This is a genomic window from Micromonospora sp. LOL_023, from assembly GCF_048060115.1.
Lineage (GTDB): Bacteria > Actinomycetota > Actinomycetes > Mycobacteriales > Micromonosporaceae > Micromonospora_E.
The window spans coordinates 20,382-36,538 of the sequence record NZ_JBHMIM010000025.1; the positions used below are offsets into that span (position 1 = coordinate 20,382).

Sequence of the window (16,157 nt, forward strand, 5' to 3'; positions counted from 1 at the left end):
CACCGGCTCAGGAGATGCAGGCGCAGACGATCAGGGCGGCACCGAAGTGCGACGCGGCGCTGACCCGGGCGGCGGGGTGCGGCTCGTCGGAGCAGATCACCGCGCCGAGCCGGCCGGGGGTCAACCAGTCGAGAACCGCGAAGGCCAACGCCATGATGCCGAGCCCGATAATTCCGAAGAGGATCGTCGAGGCGAGTCCTTTGGAGAACGACGGGTAGCTCGTCAGGATCGCGGTGAAGACGATGCCGGCGACGCCGAGCTGGTTGGCGGCGAGTAGCAGCGCCGCGTTGCCGTTGCGCTGCACCCAGATCAGCTCACGCAGCTTTCCAGGGGTGAGCCAGTCGACCACCATGAAGCCGGCCGCCATCAGAGCGACGCCGACCGCTCCGAAGATGATGCTCTGCCAAGCTCCGGTGAGCAGATCCTCCAGCACGCACGTTCCTCCCGATCGGGTCGCCGCGGGGGCGGCGAGCGTCGGAAGGGACGATAGCGTGGCGGAGCCAGCCCGATCAGAGCGCGCCGAGGTAGCGGCGACGTTCGTACGGGGTGACCTCGCGGCGGTACTGCTCCCATTCGGAGCGCTTGTTGCGCAGGAAGAAGTCGAAGACGTGCTCGCCGAGCACCTCGGCGATCAGCTCCGAACTCGCCATCACCTCGATGGCCTCGGAGAGGTTCTCCGGCAACGATTCGTACCCCATCGCCTTGCGTTCGGCGGAGGACAACGCCGAGACGTCGTCCTCGGAACCGGGCGGTAGCTCGTAGCCCTCCTCGATGCCCTTGAGTCCGGCGCCGAGCATCACCGCGAAGGCCAGGTACGGGTTGGTCGCCGAGTCCAGCGAGCGGACCTCGACGCGGGCCGAGTTCGGCTTGCCGTACGCGGGGACCCGCACCAGCGCGGACCGGTTGAGGTGGCCCCAGCACACGTACGCCGGGGATTCGGTGATCCGGTCCGGCAGCGCCTGCGGGAACAGCCGCTTGTAGGAGTTGACCCACTGGTTGGTCACCGCGGTGTACTCGCGGGCGTGCACCAGCAGCCCGGCGATGAAGGCCTTGGCGACCTTGGAGATCTTCATCGGGTCGCTGGCGTCGTGGAAGGCGTTGCGTTCGCCCTCGAACAGCGACAGGTGGGTGTGCATGCCGCTGCCGGGCTGGTCGGTGAAGGGCTTGGGCATGAAGGTCGCGGCGACGCCGTGCGACAGGGCGACCTCCTTGACCACGTGCCGGAAGGTCATGATGTTGTCGGCGGTGGTCAGCGCGTCGGCGTAGCGCAGGTCGATCTCCTGCTGGCCGGGGGCCACCTCGTGGTGGCTGAACTCGACCGAGATGCCGATACGTTCCAGGGCGAGGACCGCCTGGCGGCGGAAGTCGCGGGCCACCGCGTGGGTGGTGTGATCGAAGTAGCCGCCGGAGTCGACCGGCGCCGGGGTGGAGCCGTCGGTGGGGCTGCTTTCCAGGAGGAAAAACTCGATCTCGGGGTGGGTGTAGAAGGTGAAGCCTTTTTCCGCCGCGCGCGACAGCGCGCGGCGCAGCACGTGCCGCGGGTCGGCCCAGGACGGGGTGCCGTCGGGGAGCAGGATGTCGCAGAACATCCGGGCGCTTTCCCCGCTGACGCCGCCCTCGAAAGGAAACACCTGGAATGTGGTGGGATCGGGCATAGCCACCATATCGGATTCGAAGACCCGGGCGAAGCCCTCGATCGCCGATCCGTCGAAGCCGATGCCTTCTTCGAATGCTGCCTCAAGCTCAGCCGGCGCGACCGAGACGCTCTTGAGCGTGCCGAGCACGTCGGTGAACCACAACCGAACGAAACGGATGTCGCGCTCCTCCAAGGTGCGGAGCACGAACTCCTGCTGACGGTCCACGTCTACCCCTCGTGACACTGGTCTGCCCGGACCGGTTCCATTCTCCGCGCTGGTGCCCTCCAACGCAGGACCAGGTGCTGTCGGCTCCCACCTGAGCTGCCCAGTCTTTCCCGACCTCGTTACACCGACGTTACGGGACCGCTCCGGTCACCCACCTCGCGGGGCCAGGGCGCAACCCACCCTCTTCCGGCGCGCTAGCACCAAGCGGCATGAAAGGGGACAATAATGCATCGTGACCGGGTCGCACCAGCAGTTGGCCGTACGGTGATCAGCTGGTCAGCAGTGACCCGGCCGAGCTGTGACCCCACCGCGTAAGTGACTCCGGTCGCGTACCGCGATTGGTCGCGACCCGGCTCGGGCAAGATAGGCCAATGCCAACGCTGCGCATCGCTCTCGCCCAGGTCAATCCCATCGTTGGCGACCTGCCGGGCAACGCCCGGATGGTTCGTGACTTCACCCGCGCCGCGGTGGACGCCGGCGGCCAACTGATCGTCTTCCCGGAGATGATGCTGACCGGCTATCCGGTGGAGGACCTGGTGTTCCGGGAGTCCTTCGTCGTAGCCGCCCGCGCCGGGATACGCCGGCTCGCCGCCGAGCTGGCCGCCGACGGTTTCGGTGAGGTGCCGGTGCTGGTCGGCTACCTCGACGCGGACGGACCGGCCGCGATCAGCTCCGAAGCCGACCCGGGCCGCGGGCCGCGCAACGCCCTGGCGGTGCTGCACGGCGGTGCCGTGGTGGCCACGTACTTCAAGCACCACCTGCCCAACTACGGCGTCTTCGACGAGGACCGCTACTTCGTGCCGGGCACCGCGCTGACCGTCGTCCGGGTCGGCGGGGTGGACGTTGCGTTGACCATCTGTGAGGACATGTGGCAGGCCGGCGGCCCGTTCACCGCCGCCCGCCGGGCCGGCGTCGGCCTGGTCGTCACGGTCAACGGGTCGCCGTACGAGCTGGACAAGGACGACGCCCGGCTGCCGCTGGTCCGCCGCCGGGCCGCCGAGGCTGGCGCCACCGTGGCGTACGTCAATCTGGTCGGCGGCCAGGACGAGCTGGTCTTCGACGGCGACTCGATGATCGTCGCCGCCGACGGCACGCTGTTGGCCCGCGCGCCGCAGTTCGTCGAGCATCTGCTGCTGCACGACCTGGAGCTGCCCGCCGCCGACTCGCCGGTCCAGGACGTCACGGCCGGCCCGCAGGCCACCGCCGGCACCGACGTCACCGACGAGATGGGCGTCGACCGGGTGGTGGTGAGCGATTCGCCGTCGGCCGCCCCGGCCGATGCGCTGGCCACCGGCGGGCTCGCCGAGCCGCTGAGCACCGAGGCGGAGATCTGGTCCGCGCTGGTGCTGGGGCTCCGCGACTACGTACGCAAGAACGGCTTCTCCTCGGTGGTGCTGGGTCTGTCCGGTGGCATCGACTCGTCGGTCGTCGCGGCGATCGCGGTCGACGCGCTCGGCGCCGACCAGGTCGTCGGGGTCTCCCTGCCCAGCCAGTTCTCCTCCGAGCATTCCCGGTCCGACGCCGCCGAGTTGGCCAAGCGGACCGGGTTGGACTACCGGGTGGAACCGATCCAGCCGATGGTCGACCCGTTCCTGGCCAACATCTCGCTCTCCGGGTTGGCGGTGGAGAATCTGCAGGCCCGGGTGCGTGGGGTGATCCTGATGGCGTTGTCCAACCAGGAGGGCCATCTGGTGCTGACCACCGGCAACAAGAGCGAACTCGCGGTCGGTTACTCCACCCTGTACGGCGACTCGGTCGGCGGTTTCAACCCGATCAAGGACGTGTGGAAGTCGTTGGCCTGGCGACTCGCCGAGTGGCGCAACTCCGACGCGGCCCGGCGCGGCGAGGAGCCACCGATCCCGGAGAACTCGATTGCCAAACCGCCGAGCGCGGAGCTACGCCCGGGACAGTTGGACACCGACTCGCTGCCCGACTACGCGATCCTCGACGAGGTGCTCACCGGATACATCGACGGCGACGCCGGCCGTGACGACCTGATCGCCGCCGGGCACGAGCCCGAACTCGTCGACCGGGTGCTGCGAATGGTCGACCTCGCCGAGTACAAGCGGCGCCAGTCCGCGCCCGGCACCAAGATCTCCATCAAGGCGTTCGGTCGGGACCGGCGGCTGCCGATCACCAACCGGTGGCGCGAGCCCGGCGACCGATGACCGGTCGGCGCGATCCCGGCAGCCGCCATGGGCGAGGTGTGAATTCCTGCACTGAAGCCTCTCCGCGGCGGTGCCGCCGATGGCACCATCGGTGACGTACCCCGGGGACCGCGACCGCGGCCTCGAGGGTGAGAGGAGACGACGATGTCCCAGTCGATGCCGGGTGCCGACCACGCCCAGCCCGCCGAGTCGGTCGCGTTGTACGGCGGACCGGTGAGTCGCCGGGTCCGCACCCGCGACCTGATCGCCGCCAAGGAACGCGGCGAACGGTGGGCGATGCTCACCTCGTACGACCAGTACACCGCCGCGATCTTCGACCAGGCAGGGATCCCGGTGCTGCTGGTCGGCGACTCGGCGGCGAACAACGTCTTCGGACACGAGACGACCGTGCCGATCACCGTCGACGAGTTGCTGCCGCTGGTGCGGGCCGTGGTGCGGGCCACCCGGGGCGCGCTGGTCGTCGCGGACCTGCCGTTCGGCTCGTACGAGGAAGGGCCGACCCAGGCCCTGCGGACCGCGGTGCGGTTCATGAAGGAAGGCGGCTGCGGCGCGGTCAAGCTGGAGGGCGGCCGGCGGGTCGCCGACCAGATCGCCGCGCTGACCGGTGCCGGCATCCCGGTGATGGCGCACATCGGGTTCACTCCGCAGCGGGAGCACACCATCGGCGGCTACCGGGTGCAGGGCCGGGGCGACGCCGCCGACGAGGTGCTCGCCGACGCGCACGCGGTCACCGAGGCGGGCGCGTTCGCGGTGGTGCTGGAGATGGTGCCGGGGGTGGTCGCCAAGCGGATCACCCATGACCTGCCGGTGCCGACCGTCGGGATCGGCGCCGGACCGGAGACCGACGCGCAGGTGCTGGTCTGGCAGGACATGGCCGGGATGCGGTCCGGCCCGATGCAGCGTTTCGTCAAGACGTACGCCGACCTGGCCGGGGTGCTCGCCGACGCGACCCGCCGGTACGCCGACGACGTCCGCGACGGCCGGTTCCCGTCGACCGAGCACACCTTCTGAGCCGTCACACCTCGGTGACCCGTACCCCGGAGTGCGTCTTGTACCGCCGGTTGATCGCGATCAGGTTGGCGGTGAACGCCTCCACCTGATGCGCGTTGCGCAGCCGGCCGGCGTAGATGCCGCGCATTCCGGAGATCCGGGCGGCCAGGGCGGCCACCACCGTGGCGGCGTCGCGGTCCTCGGCGCAGATCAGCACGTCCAGGTCGATCCGCTCGATCGCCGGGTCGGCCAGCAACGGCGCGCTGACGTGGTTGAACGCCGCGCAGACCCGGGATTCGGGTAGCAGCGCGGCGGCCTGCTGCGCGGCGCTGCCCTGCGCCACCGGCAACGCGTACGGGCCCTGCTTGTCGAAGCCGATCGGGTTGACGCAGTCGACCACGATCTTGCCGGTGAGGGGGGCGCGCAGGGCGGCGACGGTCGCCTCGTGCCCCTCCCAGGGCACCGCGACGATCACCACGTCGGAGCCGGCGGCCACCTCGTCGTTGGCACCACCGCTGATCCCGCCGGCGGGTACCCCGGGCAGGGCGGCGATCTCGGCGGCGGCGGTGGCCGCGCGGGTCCCGTCGCGCGAGCCGATGCGTACCGGCTGGCCGGCGAGGGCGAACCGGTACGCCAGGCCCCGCCCCTGGTCGCCGGTGCCACCGATGATGCCGACCGTCAGGCCGGTGACGTCGGGCAGTGTGCTGGCGTCGTATCCCATCGGTTCATCCTCGCCTACGCGCGGGCGGTACGGGCCGGTCCGTGACGCGGACCACCACATTCACCAGCGACTACTGCTCCTGGCCCGGGTCGGTCGCCGGGTAGCGGAACAGCACCCGGCGGCTCGCCGGGTCGGCGGTGACCAGTCGGACCCGGACCCGTTCCCCGACCGGCGGTGCCCCGGAGCACCGGGCGATCACCGCCGGGTCGTCGAGCGCGACGGTGCCCCGTGGCGCCCGTTTCGCGGTGCCCGGGTCTGCGTCGAGCACGGCGACGTCGAACTCCTCGCCGACCCGGTCACGCAGCAGCACCGCCTCGGTCAGGTCGATCGCGGATCGCCTCGCCGCCGAGGCGATCCGGTCGGTGCCGGCCATCACCTCGGGCAGCCGGGGCAGCGCCTGAGCCACCGATGCCGGCACCGCGTGCCCGGCCACCGCCGCCAGGCAGACCTCGGTCGCGTACCGGTCGGCCAACCGCCGCAGCGGCGCGGTGACATGGGCGTACGGCGCGCCGACGCCGCCGTGTCCGGACTCGGCGGGTGCCGCGCCGGAGAAGGCGGTGTAGCGGGCACCGCGCAGCAGTTCGGCGGCGTGGTCGAGGAACGCCGCGCCGCGCGGTTGCGCCGCGTCGACCCCGCCGGTGACGTCGCCGACGGCCGCGCCCGGCGGCCACCAGATCCCGAGGGCGTGCGCGGCCGAGCGCAGCCGGGCCACCGCCGATGGTTGCGGCGCCGGCATGGTACGCAGCAGGCCGACGCCGGTGCGGAGCATGATGTCGGCGGCGGCCATCCCGGTGAGCAGCGAGATCTGCGCGTTGTGTTCCTCGATCGGCAGCTGTGGACGCAGGATCAGCCGCCAGCCGCCGTCGTGCGGCTCGACGTCCTGTTCCGGCAGCGGCAGGGCGACCGCACCGCGACCGGCTGCCCGGCCGGCCAGCAGCGCGCCGATCTCCGGCAGCAGCGCGATCGGTTCGGCGAGTTCGGCGAGCCGCCCGGCGGTCAACGCGGCGTGCGCCGTCGGATAGTCGAGTTGGGCGCGGCTGCGGACACGGGCGCGCTGCAGTCGGGTATCGGTGAGCGCGCCGTCGGCGGCCAGGTCGAGAGTCCACACGACGGCGGGCCGTACGGCGTCGGGCAGCAGGCTCGCCGCGCCTTCGCTCAGGCTACGCGGGTGCAGCGGGATGTTGCCGTCGGGCAGGTAGATGGTCTGACCACGGCGCCACGTCTCGGCGTGCAGCGGGCCGTCGTCGGGGACGAACCGGGCCACGTCTGCGATGGCGTACCGCACCTGGTAGCCGCCGCCGGATCGGCGGGTCAGGCACATCGCCTGGTCCAGGTCACGCGACCCGGGCGGGTCGAGAGTCACGAACGGGACGTCGGTGAGGTCGGTGTCCGGCAGCGGGCCGCCGGACACGGCGTCGTCCGCCACGCGCTGCGCCGCGGGCGGGAACCGGGTGGGCAGTTCCAGGTCGCGGCGCAGCGCGCCGAAGTCGATACGGGGCGCTTTCAGGCGTGGGACCGGCACAGACCATTCCTAGCAGCTTGCGGCCAGGGACCGCCCAACCCACCTCGGCGGTACGCCGGCGGCCGCCCCGATCGGCGTCGGTTTCCGGGCCGGGTCAGCGGCCGGCCTTGCGGGCGGTCTGCGTACCCGCCTTCTTGGTGGTCTTCTTCGCGGTCGTCTTGCTGGCCGCCGCCTTCTTGCCGGTGCCCCGCTGCGCGGGCGTCGTGTTCTTCGGTGAGGTGGCCTTCAACATCCGACCGCCCGTACGTTTCACCGCCGATGCGATCTTCTTGTCGGCCCGCCCGGTGGTGCCCTTCGCCGGGGTGGACTTCGCCGAGTTCTTCGCGGCGGCCGTCCGCTTGCCGGCTGTGCTTGTCGCGGTGGTCTTCCTGGCCGTCGTGGACTTCGTCGTGGACTTCGCGGTGGTCCGTTTGGTGGCCGGCGCCGTGGCGGTCGCCTTCTTCGCTGGTGCGGTCTTACGGGCCGTCGTGGTCTTGCGGGCCGGACTGGTCTTCTTCGCCGCCGCCGTCGTGGTCTTGCGGGCCGAACTGGTCTTTTTCCCGACGGTCGACTTCTTGGTCGCGGTCGACTTCTTCGCGGCGGCCGTGTTCTTCGCCGCCGAGGTCGTCTTCTTCGTGGCCGGGCTGGCCTTCTTCGCGGCGCTGGCCTTCTTCGCGACGCTGGCCTTCTTCGTGGCCGGGCTGGCCTTCTTCGCGGCGGCCGTGTTCTTCGCCGCCGTGGTCGAGGTGCGTTTAGCCGCGCCGGTCGACCGCGCGGATGTCGCTCTCGACGAAGTGCCGGTGCTCGACGCCCGCCGGGTGGCAGGGCGGGTCGTGGCGCTTGTGCCAACAACCATGTCTTTCTCCTCCTTGCGGACTTTCCGTGGATTTGTCTCCTTCGGAGACAGCGGAGTCTCCGGGATCCAGCTCAAGGTGCGGGCCGGACCGGCCTAGCTCTCCTCCCCAGTCCAGCGGGCGTCCTCGGCTTTCCACTCCTCGTTGCGCTCCGACACCCGCTGCAGCGCCTGCTCAGCTTCGGCCTTCGAGTTGTAGGGACCGAGCCGGTACTTGGCGGCACACAGGTCCGCCCCGGACTCCACGCGCTGATGGCGAAGGCACCAGAAGTACCCGCCATCAGGTCCGCTGTCGCTCATGAGAACACTGTGCACGGAAAATTACCCAAGCGCCACCGTTTCGCCCAAAAAGATTGCAAGACTTCCACAATAGAGTTGTTCCGTTGTAGCAGGTCAAAGTTCTCATCCAGAAGGACACACGAAGCAAAAGGCTTATCCCGCAATGGATTTACCACGGTAAAGGCCCGCCATCACCGGCCCACACCGCCGTTGAGCAGCAGGAACAAACTTTGAAGACGACACACCGCAGTGCCGCGTGTCGAGGTCGACGCCATCGGCCCGGACAGCGGTAGGCCACCGAGGTGGCCGGCGGGATCCCGGTCCCCTCGCCCGTACCGGCGCACACCGGTCGGTCGCTGATCGGAACCCTCCCGGCCGTGGAGACCGCCGTCGACTACATCGACCGTTCGAGCAGCCGGCGCAGCCCGTGTCCGTCGTCGACAGTCGCGTCCGGCGTTCCGTCCGGTAGCCCCGGCTCCCGGTCGGTGCGCGCAGAGACCATCAGTACGGCCGCACCGGCACCGGCCCGTCGGGCACACGGGATGTCCCGAGCCCGACTGTCACCGACGAACCAGCACTGACCGACCGGCACCCCGACCGCCTCGGCCGCCAGCCAGGCCACCTCCGGATTGGGTTTACGCACGCCGGCCTCGTCGCTGTAGATCTGCACGGCGAACCGGTCACCGAGACCCACCTCGGCGAGAAAGTCACGGTGCGCGGCGCCGCACAGTGTGTTGCTGACGATCGCCAACGGCAGTCCGGCGTCGGCGGCTGTGGTCAGCGCCTCGGGGACGCCGGGGCGTACCGCCCAGTCCGGTCGCCGGGTCCACTCGTAACTCAGCGAGGTCGCCTCGGCCAGCACCGCGTCACGGGCGGCCTCCGGCCAGTCCCTGGTGATGAACTCCTGCCAGACCTGCAGGTGGCTGTACTCCCGGGGGCGAGGCTGCTCGCCGACGCGGTCACGCCAGGCGGCGTACTCGCGCTGTCCGTCGGTCAGCGCCCGGGTGATCCGTTCGGCGGGCAACGCCCCGCCGGTCAGGTCCCGTAGCCGGCCGACCAGCCTGGTCAGCTGTGATGACAGGGAGGGGGCGTCGACGAGGACGCCGCCGAAGTCGAGCAGCAACGCGCGGGGTGCGGACAACAGCATGCCGCCATCATCGCCGCCCCGGCCGGTCCGGGTCGAGTGTGGAAGTCCATCGCGGATGTTTACGTAAACATGATTGGCGCTGATAGTGTCGTTCCGGCTACCGGCGCGGCCAGCCCCAGGCGAGACCATCGCCTGGCCGGACCATCGACACCACCGCGTGGCCGGACCATCAGGAAGGAGCCGACGCCGATGAGCCCGATCCGGCCCGAGCCGGCCCGAGACGCGACGGAGCCGCTGCAGGCGGCCGAGCCGGCGGTGCCCGGGTCCGACCGCCCCCGGGCGCACCGCCGCCGGGTCTCGATGGCCGACGTGGCCAGGTTGGCCGGCGTCTCCGCACAGACGGTGTCCCGGGTCTCCACCGGTCATCCCGGTGTCGTCGCCACCACCCGCGACCAGGTGATCGCCGCGATGCGGGAGCTCGGCTACCGGCCCAACAGCGCCGCCCGCGCCCTGAAGTACGGCGAGTTCCGCACCATCGGCGTCATCACCTTCACGCTGTCCACCACCGGCAACAGCCGTACCGTCGAGGCGATCGCCACCCACGCGGCCCGCGAGGGCTACGTGATCACGCTGATCCCGGTCGCCGCCCCCACCCACGACCGGGTGCTCGGCGCCTTCACCCGGCTGGGCGAACTGGCGGTCGACGCCGTCATCGTGATCATGGAAGTGCATCTGCTGGACGCCAGCACCGTGCTGCTGCCACCCGACGTGCACGTGGTGGTGGTCGACTCCGACGCCGGCGAGCGATACCGCGTCGTCGACACCAACCAGGCCGACGGCACCCGGCAGGCCGTACGGCACCTGCTCGACCTGGGCCACCGTACGGTGTGGCACGTCGCCGGGCCGCAGGAGTCCTACGCCGGCGAACGGCGCTCCGCCGCCTGGCGGGCCGCGTTGGTCGACGCCGGTCGGGAGGTGCCGCCGCTGCGCCGGGGCGACTGGTCGGCCGAGGCCGGCCATCGGATCGGCCTCGACCTGGCCGACGAGCCAGACTGCACCGCGGTGTTCGTCGCCAACGACCAGATGGCGCTCGGGGTGCTGCGGGCCATGCACGAACGGGGCAGGGTGGTGCCCCGCGACATCAGCGTCGTCGGCTTCGACGACATCGCCGAGGCCGGCTCCTTCATCCCGCCGCTGACCACCGTCCACCAGGACTTCGCCGAGGTCGGCCGCCGCTGCGTCGAAGCGGCGCTGCAGCAGGTCCGCACCGGCACCGCACAGACCGGCACCACCCTGGTGCCGACCCGGCTGGTGGTACGCGACAGCACCGCCCCGCCGGTCAGGTAGCCGCAGCGGGCACGACCCGGACCGTCACCGCACGGGCCGGCAACGACTGCGCCGAGCCGATCAGCGGCGTGCCGGGCACCTCGGCCAGCGACACCTCGTCGTCGGTCCGGTTGATCAGGAACCAGTGCTCGTCACGGACGGCCAACTCGACCCGACCGCGCAGCGGCTCAGGTAGTTCGCTGGTCACCCCGGCCGCCTCGGCGAACCGCGCCAGCACATCGACCAGCCCGGTCGGGCCGAGCCGGGTCGAGACGTACCCGGCCGAACCGGCACCGACGGTCCGGCGGGTGATCGCCGGGCGGCCGGCGTACTCACCGGCGCGGTAGGTGGCCAGCACGGTGACGTCCGGGTCGGTCACCGTGATCCGGTCGGTCCACAGCTCACCGGTGGCACCGGAGTCCAGCAGCACCCGTTCCCCGTCGGGCAGCGGGCCGAACTCCTCGATCCGGATGCCGAGCAGGTCCCGCAACGCACCCGGGTAGCCGCCCAGCCAGATGTGGTCGTGCTGGTCGACGATCCCGGAGAAGTAGGTGGCGACCAGGTGCCCGCCGCCGGCGACGTAGGCGCGCAGCCGGTCGGCGAGCGCCGCCGGCACCAGGTGCAGGATCGGGGCGACCACCAGGTCGTAGCCGGCCAGGTCGGTGCCGACCGGCACCACGTCCACCCGGATGCCGAGCGCGAGGAACGCCGAGTACCAGTCGAGCGCCTCCTGCCGGTAGCGTAGCCGCGACGTCGGGTGGGAGTCCTGCTCGCAGGCCCACCACGACTCCCAGTCGAACAGGATCGCCGCCCGCGCCGGGGTACGCGCGGTGCCGGCGACACCGGCCAGGTCGGTCAGCGTCGCCCCGAGCGCGGCGACGGAGCGGAACAGGTCGCTGTCGGAGCCGGCGTGCGGCAGCATCGCCGAGTGGTACTTCTCCGCACCGGCGGCGGACTGGCGCCACTGGAAGAAGCACACCGCGTCAGCACCGTGCGCGACGTGGGTCAACGAGTCGCGCGCCAGTTCACCGGCGCGCTTGGCCAGGTTGATCGGCTGCCAGTTGACCGCGCTGGTGGAGTGTTCCATCAGGAACCAGGGGCGCCCGCCGGCCAGGTTGCCGGTCAGGTTCGCGGAGAACGACAGTTCGTCGAGCGCCTGCGGGCCCGGGTGCACGTAGTGGTCGTTGGCGACGAAGTCCACCTCGGCCGCCCAGTCGGCGTAGTTCATCGCGGCGCTCTCCCCCATCACCATGAAGTTGGTGGTGACCGGCACATCCGGGGTCGCCTCGCGCAGGATGTCGCGTTCGGCCCGCAGGTAGTCGCGCAGCGCGTCGGAGGAGAACCGTTTGAAGTCCAGCTGCTGGGTCGGGTTCGGGTACGACGCGGCCTGCCTGGGCGGCAGTACCTGGGCGAAGTCGGTGTACCGCTGGGACCAGAACGCGGTGCCCCAGGCATGGTTGAGCATGTCGACGTCGCCGTAGCGGGCCCGCAGCCAGGCCCGGAACGCCTCGGCGGCGTCGTCGGAGAAGTCGTACACGTTGTGGCAGCCGAGTTCGTTGGAGACGTGCCAGGCGGTCAACGCCGGGTGGTCGCGGTAGCGGTCCGCGATCGCCCGGACCAGGCGCAACGCGTACCCGCGGAAGACCGGCGAGGTGGGCCGCCAGTGCTGCCGGCCGCCGGGCCAGAGGGTCGCGCCGTGCCGGTCGACCGGCAGGATCTCCGGGTGTGCGGTGGTCAGCCACGGCGGCGGTGACGCGGTCGCGGTGGCCAGGTCGACGGCGATCCCGTTGCGGTGCAGCAGGTCCATGATGTCGTCGAGCCAGTCGAAGTCGAACTCGCCGGGGCCGGGCTGCAGTCGTGCCCAGGAGAAGATGGCCAGCGAGACGATGTTCACCCCGGCGGCGCGCATCGCCGCCACGTCGTCGTCCCAGACCTGCCGGGGCCACTGCTCGGGGTTGTAGTCGGCACCGAAGCCGATCCGGGGACCGGCGTTGCCCGGCCAGCGCAACCAGCGGTAGTCGACGCCGAATGCCACTTCTGTTTCTCCTCGAGTGTCAGGGTGTCAGGCAAAGGGTGGAACACCCGGCGGCCCGGTTCCGCCGACATCGGCGGAACCGGGTCGTCGTGTGTCGTCAGCTGACGGTGAAACCCTGGTCGGTGCCGTACGTGGCGCAGGTGTCCCGCCATGAGGCCAGCGCGTCGGCCAGCGGCGTGTCCGACACGTACGCCTGCCCGACGGTGTCGTTGAACACGCTGTTGGCGTACACCTGGAACGGCAGGTAGGACCAGCCGTCGACGACGTTGCCGGCCGATTCGGCGAAGATCTGGTTGGCCTGCTGCCCGGCGAAGTACGGGAACTCGGTGGCCAGGAACTCCGGGGACTGCAGTTCGGCGGTGGTGGCCGGGAAGGCGCCGCCGTCGACCCGGATCTTGACGCCGTCACCGGCGTTGGCGTAGCTCATGAACCCGTACGCCAGCGCCTTGTTGGCGGCCTTCGCCGGGATGGCCAGCGAACTGCCGCCGTTCTCCGCGCTGGCGTTGCTGCCGGCCTCCCACTGCGGCAGCGGGGCGACCTGCCATTTGCCGGTGCCGTCGGCGACCCCGGACATCAGGTTGGCCGGCATCCAGGCGCCGGTGGCGAGGCTGGCGATGGTGCCGTTGGCCAGGCCCTGGTACCACTGGTCACTCCAGGAGCTGACCGGGGCCAGCAGGTCCTCGCTGATCAGCTGCTGCCAGGTGTCGGCGAAGCGGGCCGAGCCGTCGTCGGTGAAGTCGATCGCCACCGAGGTGCCGTCGACCTGGAACGGCTGGCCGCCGGACTGCCAAATGAGGCTGGTGGTGAAGCCGGCGTCACCGACGTCGTTGGTGATGTACACCTGCGGGTCGGCCGCGTGCAGCGTGCGGGCGGCCTCGACGTACTCGTCCCAGGTGGCCGGCACCTCGACGCCGTGGCGGTCGAAGACCTCCTTGTTGTAGAACAGCGCCATCGGGCCGGAGTCCATCGGCAGGCCGTGGATGCCGCCGCCGGTGTTCACCGACGACCACGGGCCGGGGGTGAAGGTGTCGGCGAGGTCGGCGGCGCCGTACCCGGTCAGGTCGGCGACCGACTCGGCGAGGGCGAACTGCGGCAGCGCGTAGTACTCGATCTGTGCGACGTCTGGCAGACCGTCGCCGGCGGCGATGGCGTTCTGCAGGGCGGTGTACTGGTCGTTGCCGGTGCCGGCGTTGACCAGGTTCACCTTGACGTTCGGGTAGGCGGCCTCGAAGGCGGTGACGACCTCGGTCAGCGTCGGTTCCCACGCCCAGACGGTCAGTTCGCCGCCGGCGTCTAGGGCGGCCTGCACGTCGGCGGCGGAACCCTGCTCGCCGCCGGCCGCCGAGTCGGAGTCGTCGCCGGAGCCACAACCGGTCAGGGCGAGGGCGGCTGCCGCAGCGACAGCGACGGCCCGCAGTGGGGTGCCTTTCATGATGTCCCTTTCACAGGTGATGGGTGCGGTTACTCCTTGACGCTGCCGGCGGCCAGACCCGACTGCCAGTAGCGCTGCAGGAGCAGGAATGCCGCCAGCAGCGGCAGGATGGTCAGTAGCGACCCGGTGATGACGAGGTGGAACACCGGCTGGCCGCCGGCCGTCGCGGCCTGGGCGTTCCAGGCGTTGAGGCCCAGCGTCAGCGGGTACCAGTCCGGGTCCTTGAGCATGATCAGCGGCAGGAAGTAGTTGTTCCAGGTGGCGACCATGCTGAACAGCAGCACCGTGACGATGCCGGGGGCGAGCAGCGGCAGGCAGATCTGGAACAGGGTGCGGAACTCCCCCGCGCCGTCGCAGCGGGCGGCTTCCAGCAACTCGTCCGGGATCGCCTCGGCGGCGAAGGTCCACATCAGGTAGAGCCCGAACGGGGTGATCAGCGACGGAATGATCACCGCCCACGGGGTGTTGGTCAGGCCGAGCTGGCTGAACATCAGGAAGGTCGGCACGGCCAGCGCGGTGCCGGGCACGGCGACCGCGCCGATGACGATCGCGAAGACCGCCTTGCGGCCGACGAAGTCGAACTTGGCCAGCCCGTACCCGCCGAGGGTGGCGAGCAGGGTGGCGCCGCCGGCACCGGCCACCACGTACAGCAGGGTGTTGCCGAGCCAACGAAGGAAGATCCCGCCGTCGTAGGTGAGCGTGTCGACGACGTTGTCCCACAGGGCGAAGTCGTCGGCGAACCACAGACCGAACGAGGAGAACAGGCCCTGCTGCGACTTGGTGGCGTTGATCAGCAGCCACGCGAGCGGGATCAGGCTGTAGATCAGCACGATGCCGGTCAGCGTGGTCAGGGCGAGACTACGACGGGGCCGGCGGATCTGGTTGCCGGCCGACCGACGGGCCCGGTTGGTGCTCGACGCGGTGTCGGACATCAGCGTCCTTCCCGCATGCCGCGCAGTTGGACGACGTACGCGATCGCCATGGTGATCAGGCCCATCACGATGGCCACCGTGGCCGAGTAGTTGTACTGCTGGCCGGAGAAGCTCAGCGAGTACGCGTACAGGTTGGGGGTGAAGTACGTGGTGATCGCGTTCGGTGCCAGGTGCTGCAGGATGCTCGGTTCGTTGAACAGCTGGAAGCTGCCGATGATCGAGAAGATGGTGGCGATGACCAGGGCGCCCCGGATGGCCGGCAGTTTGATCGACCGGATGACCCGCACCTGGCCGGCGCCGTCGACCTCGGCGGCCTCGTAGAGCGAGGTGGGCACGACCCGTAGCGCCGAGTAGAAGATGACCATGTTGTAGCCGACGAACTCCCAGGTCACGATGTTGCCGATGGACAGCAGCACCAGGTCGGGGCTGAGCGGGTCGGGCAGCGACACCCCGAACGCGTCGTTGATGTTGCCGACCAGGCCGAACCGGTTGCCGTACATGAAGCCCCACATCAGGGTGGCGACGACGGCCGGGACGGCGTACGGCAGGAAGATGGCGACCCGGAAGAAGCTGCGGCCGTGCAGCCGGCCGCTGTCGATGGCCAGCGCGACCAGCAGCGCGATGAACAGCATGATCGGCACCTGGACGGCGAGGAAGGTCGCCACCCGACCGAAGGCGGACCAGAACTGGGCGTCGCCCAGCGCCCGCTGGTAGTTGTCCAGCCCGACGAAGGAGTTGCCGCCGATGAGCTGCCGCCGGTAGAGACTGAGATAGATCGAGTATCCGATCGGCGCGATGAACACGACCGCGAAGACCAGCATGAACGGCCCGACGAACTGCCACCCGGTCAGCGATCTGCGCCCGGTAGCCCGGCGGGCTCGCCGACGGGCCGTGGTGACCGTCGGGGGCGGTGTCTGAGGTGCTGCCATGCGTTCGGCCTCTGGTCGGGAACTGAATGTTTGCGCAAACAT

15 protein-coding genes are annotated in these 16,157 nt (G+C 70.4%); 4 read left to right on the forward strand and 11 right to left on the reverse strand.

Features of this window, described 5'->3' with window-relative positions:
• Window positions 1-7: 7 nt before the first annotated feature.
• Both ACFHVL_RS15370 and glnA read right to left on the reverse strand, forming a co-directional pair.
• Window positions 8-433 (reverse strand): DUF350 domain-containing protein, encoded by a 426-nt coding sequence (locus ACFHVL_RS15370; protein WP_416628527.1) that lies wholly within the window; start codon window positions 431-433, stop codon window positions 8-10.
• A 76-nt stretch (window positions 434-509) separates the two neighbouring features.
• Window positions 510-1,862 (reverse strand): type I glutamate--ammonia ligase, encoded by a 1,353-nt coding sequence (glnA, locus tag ACFHVL_RS15375; RefSeq protein WP_416628529.1) that lies wholly within the window; start codon window positions 1,860-1,862, stop codon window positions 510-512.
• A 371-nt stretch (window positions 1,863-2,233) separates the two neighbouring features.
• Between glnA and ACFHVL_RS15380 the strand changes: the two genes are divergently transcribed.
• Both ACFHVL_RS15380 and panB read left to right on the forward strand, forming a co-directional pair.
• The gene (locus ACFHVL_RS15380) at window positions 2,234-4,030 is read left to right on the forward strand and encodes an NAD+ synthase (protein WP_416628530.1); all 1,797 of its coding nucleotides are present in this window, start codon (window positions 2,234-2,236) and stop codon (window positions 4,028-4,030) included.
• Window positions 4,031-4,174: 144 nt separating this feature from the next.
• Window positions 4,175-5,041 carry a 3-methyl-2-oxobutanoate hydroxymethyltransferase gene (gene panB, locus ACFHVL_RS15385; RefSeq protein WP_416628531.1) on the forward strand — a complete coding sequence of 289 codons (867 nt, stop codon included), beginning with the start codon at window positions 4,175-4,177 and terminating at the stop codon, window positions 5,039-5,041.
• 4 nt (window positions 5,042-5,045) lie between these two features.
• On the opposite strand, the gene npdG is transcribed toward panB, so the two are convergent.
• The 3 genes from npdG to ACFHVL_RS15400 all read right to left on the reverse strand — a co-directional run bounded on the left by npdG (window position 5,046) and on the right by ACFHVL_RS15400 (window position 7,495).
• A complete protein-coding gene (gene npdG / locus ACFHVL_RS15390; protein WP_416628533.1) occupies window positions 5,046-5,741 on the reverse strand; it encodes an NADPH-dependent F420 reductase in 696 nt (231 codons plus the stop codon).
• A gap of 70 nt (window positions 5,742-5,811) precedes the next feature.
• Window positions 5,812-7,263: an RNB domain-containing ribonuclease gene (locus ACFHVL_RS15395; protein ID WP_416628534.1), complete on the reverse strand. Its 1,452-nt coding sequence runs from the start codon at window positions 7,261-7,263 to the stop codon at window positions 5,812-5,814.
• A 94-nt stretch (window positions 7,264-7,357) separates the two neighbouring features.
• Complete coding sequence (locus ACFHVL_RS15400) at window positions 7,358-7,495, reverse strand: hypothetical protein (RefSeq protein ID WP_416628536.1); 138 nt, start codon at window positions 7,493-7,495, stop codon at window positions 7,358-7,360.
• On the opposite strand from ACFHVL_RS15400, the gene ACFHVL_RS15405 reads away from it, so the two are divergent.
• Window positions 7,482-8,195: a hypothetical protein gene (locus tag ACFHVL_RS15405; RefSeq protein WP_416628537.1), complete on the forward strand. Its 714-nt coding sequence runs from the start codon at window positions 7,482-7,484 to the stop codon at window positions 8,193-8,195. The two genes, ACFHVL_RS15400 and ACFHVL_RS15405, sit on opposite strands and share 14 nt — an antisense overlap.
• Here ACFHVL_RS15405 and ACFHVL_RS15410 read toward each other — a convergent pair.
• Both ACFHVL_RS15410 and ACFHVL_RS15415 read right to left on the reverse strand, forming a co-directional pair.
• Window positions 8,192-8,395 carry an SPOR domain-containing protein gene (locus ACFHVL_RS15410; protein ID WP_416628539.1) on the reverse strand — a complete coding sequence of 68 codons (204 nt, stop codon included), beginning with the start codon at window positions 8,393-8,395 and terminating at the stop codon, window positions 8,192-8,194. The genes ACFHVL_RS15405 and ACFHVL_RS15410 overlap by 4 nt on opposite strands.
• Window positions 8,396-8,768: 373 nt before the next feature.
• A complete protein-coding gene (locus tag ACFHVL_RS15415) occupies window positions 8,769-9,518 on the reverse strand; it encodes an HAD family hydrolase (protein WP_416628618.1) in 750 nt (249 codons plus the stop codon).
• Window positions 9,519-9,710: 192 nt separating this feature from the next.
• On the opposite strand from ACFHVL_RS15415, the gene ACFHVL_RS15420 reads away from it, so the two are divergent.
• Entirely contained in the window at window positions 9,711-10,808 is a 1,098-nt protein-coding gene (locus ACFHVL_RS15420) for a LacI family DNA-binding transcriptional regulator (protein ID WP_416628540.1), read from the forward strand.
• Here ACFHVL_RS15420 and ACFHVL_RS15425 read toward each other — a convergent pair.
• The 4 genes from ACFHVL_RS15425 to ACFHVL_RS15440 form a co-directional block, all read right to left on the reverse strand.
• Entirely contained in the window at window positions 10,801-12,822 is a 2,022-nt protein-coding gene (locus ACFHVL_RS15425) for a beta-galactosidase (protein ID WP_416628541.1), read from the reverse strand. The two genes, ACFHVL_RS15420 and ACFHVL_RS15425, sit on opposite strands and share 8 nt — an antisense overlap.
• 97 nt (window positions 12,823-12,919) lie before the next feature.
• Window positions 12,920-14,254: an ABC transporter substrate-binding protein gene (locus ACFHVL_RS15430; protein ID WP_416628542.1), complete on the reverse strand. Its 1,335-nt coding sequence runs from the start codon at window positions 14,252-14,254 to the stop codon at window positions 12,920-12,922.
• Between the two features lie 29 nt (window positions 14,255-14,283).
• Window positions 14,284-15,186, reverse strand: coding sequence for a carbohydrate ABC transporter permease (locus ACFHVL_RS15435; protein WP_416628544.1), 903 nt, complete (start codon window positions 15,184-15,186; stop codon window positions 14,284-14,286).
• Window positions 15,186-16,115 (reverse strand): carbohydrate ABC transporter permease, encoded by a 930-nt coding sequence (locus ACFHVL_RS15440; protein WP_416628546.1) that lies wholly within the window; start codon window positions 16,113-16,115, stop codon window positions 15,186-15,188. The genes ACFHVL_RS15435 and ACFHVL_RS15440 overlap by 1 nt, the downstream gene beginning before the upstream one ends.
• Window positions 16,116-16,157: the final 42 nt, after the last annotated feature.

What these genes read in the sequence shown, in the direction of transcription:
- ACFHVL_RS15420 (WP_416628540.1), top strand. Translation starts at nt 9,711, where the DNA reads ATGAGCCCGATCCGGCCCGAGCCGGCCCGAGACGCGACGGAGCCGCTG.
- panB (WP_416628531.1), top strand. Translation starts at nt 4,175, where the DNA reads ATGTCCCAGTCGATGCCGGGTGCCGACCACGCCCAGCCCGCCGAGTCG.
- ACFHVL_RS15380 (WP_416628530.1), top strand. Translation starts at nt 2,234, where the DNA reads ATGCCAACGCTGCGCATCGCTCTCGCCCAGGTCAATCCCATCGTTGGC.
- ACFHVL_RS15430 (WP_416628542.1), bottom strand. Translation starts at nt 14,254, where the DNA reads ATGAAAGGCACCCCACTGCGGGCCGTCGCTGTCGCTGCGGCAGCCGCC.
- ACFHVL_RS15400 (WP_416628536.1), bottom strand. Translation starts at nt 7,495, where the DNA reads ATGTTGAAGGCCACCTCACCGAAGAACACGACGCCCGCGCAGCGGGGC.
- npdG (WP_416628533.1), bottom strand. Translation starts at nt 5,741, where the DNA reads ATGGGATACGACGCCAGCACACTGCCCGACGTCACCGGCCTGACGGTC.
- ACFHVL_RS15435 (WP_416628544.1), bottom strand. Translation starts at nt 15,186, where the DNA reads ATGTCCGACACCGCGTCGAGCACCAACCGGGCCCGTCGGTCGGCCGGC.
- ACFHVL_RS15410 (WP_416628539.1), bottom strand. Translation starts at nt 8,395, where the DNA reads ATGAGCGACAGCGGACCTGATGGCGGGTACTTCTGGTGCCTTCGCCAT.
- ACFHVL_RS15440 (WP_416628546.1), bottom strand. Translation starts at nt 16,115, where the DNA reads ATGGCAGCACCTCAGACACCGCCCCCGACGGTCACCACGGCCCGTCGG.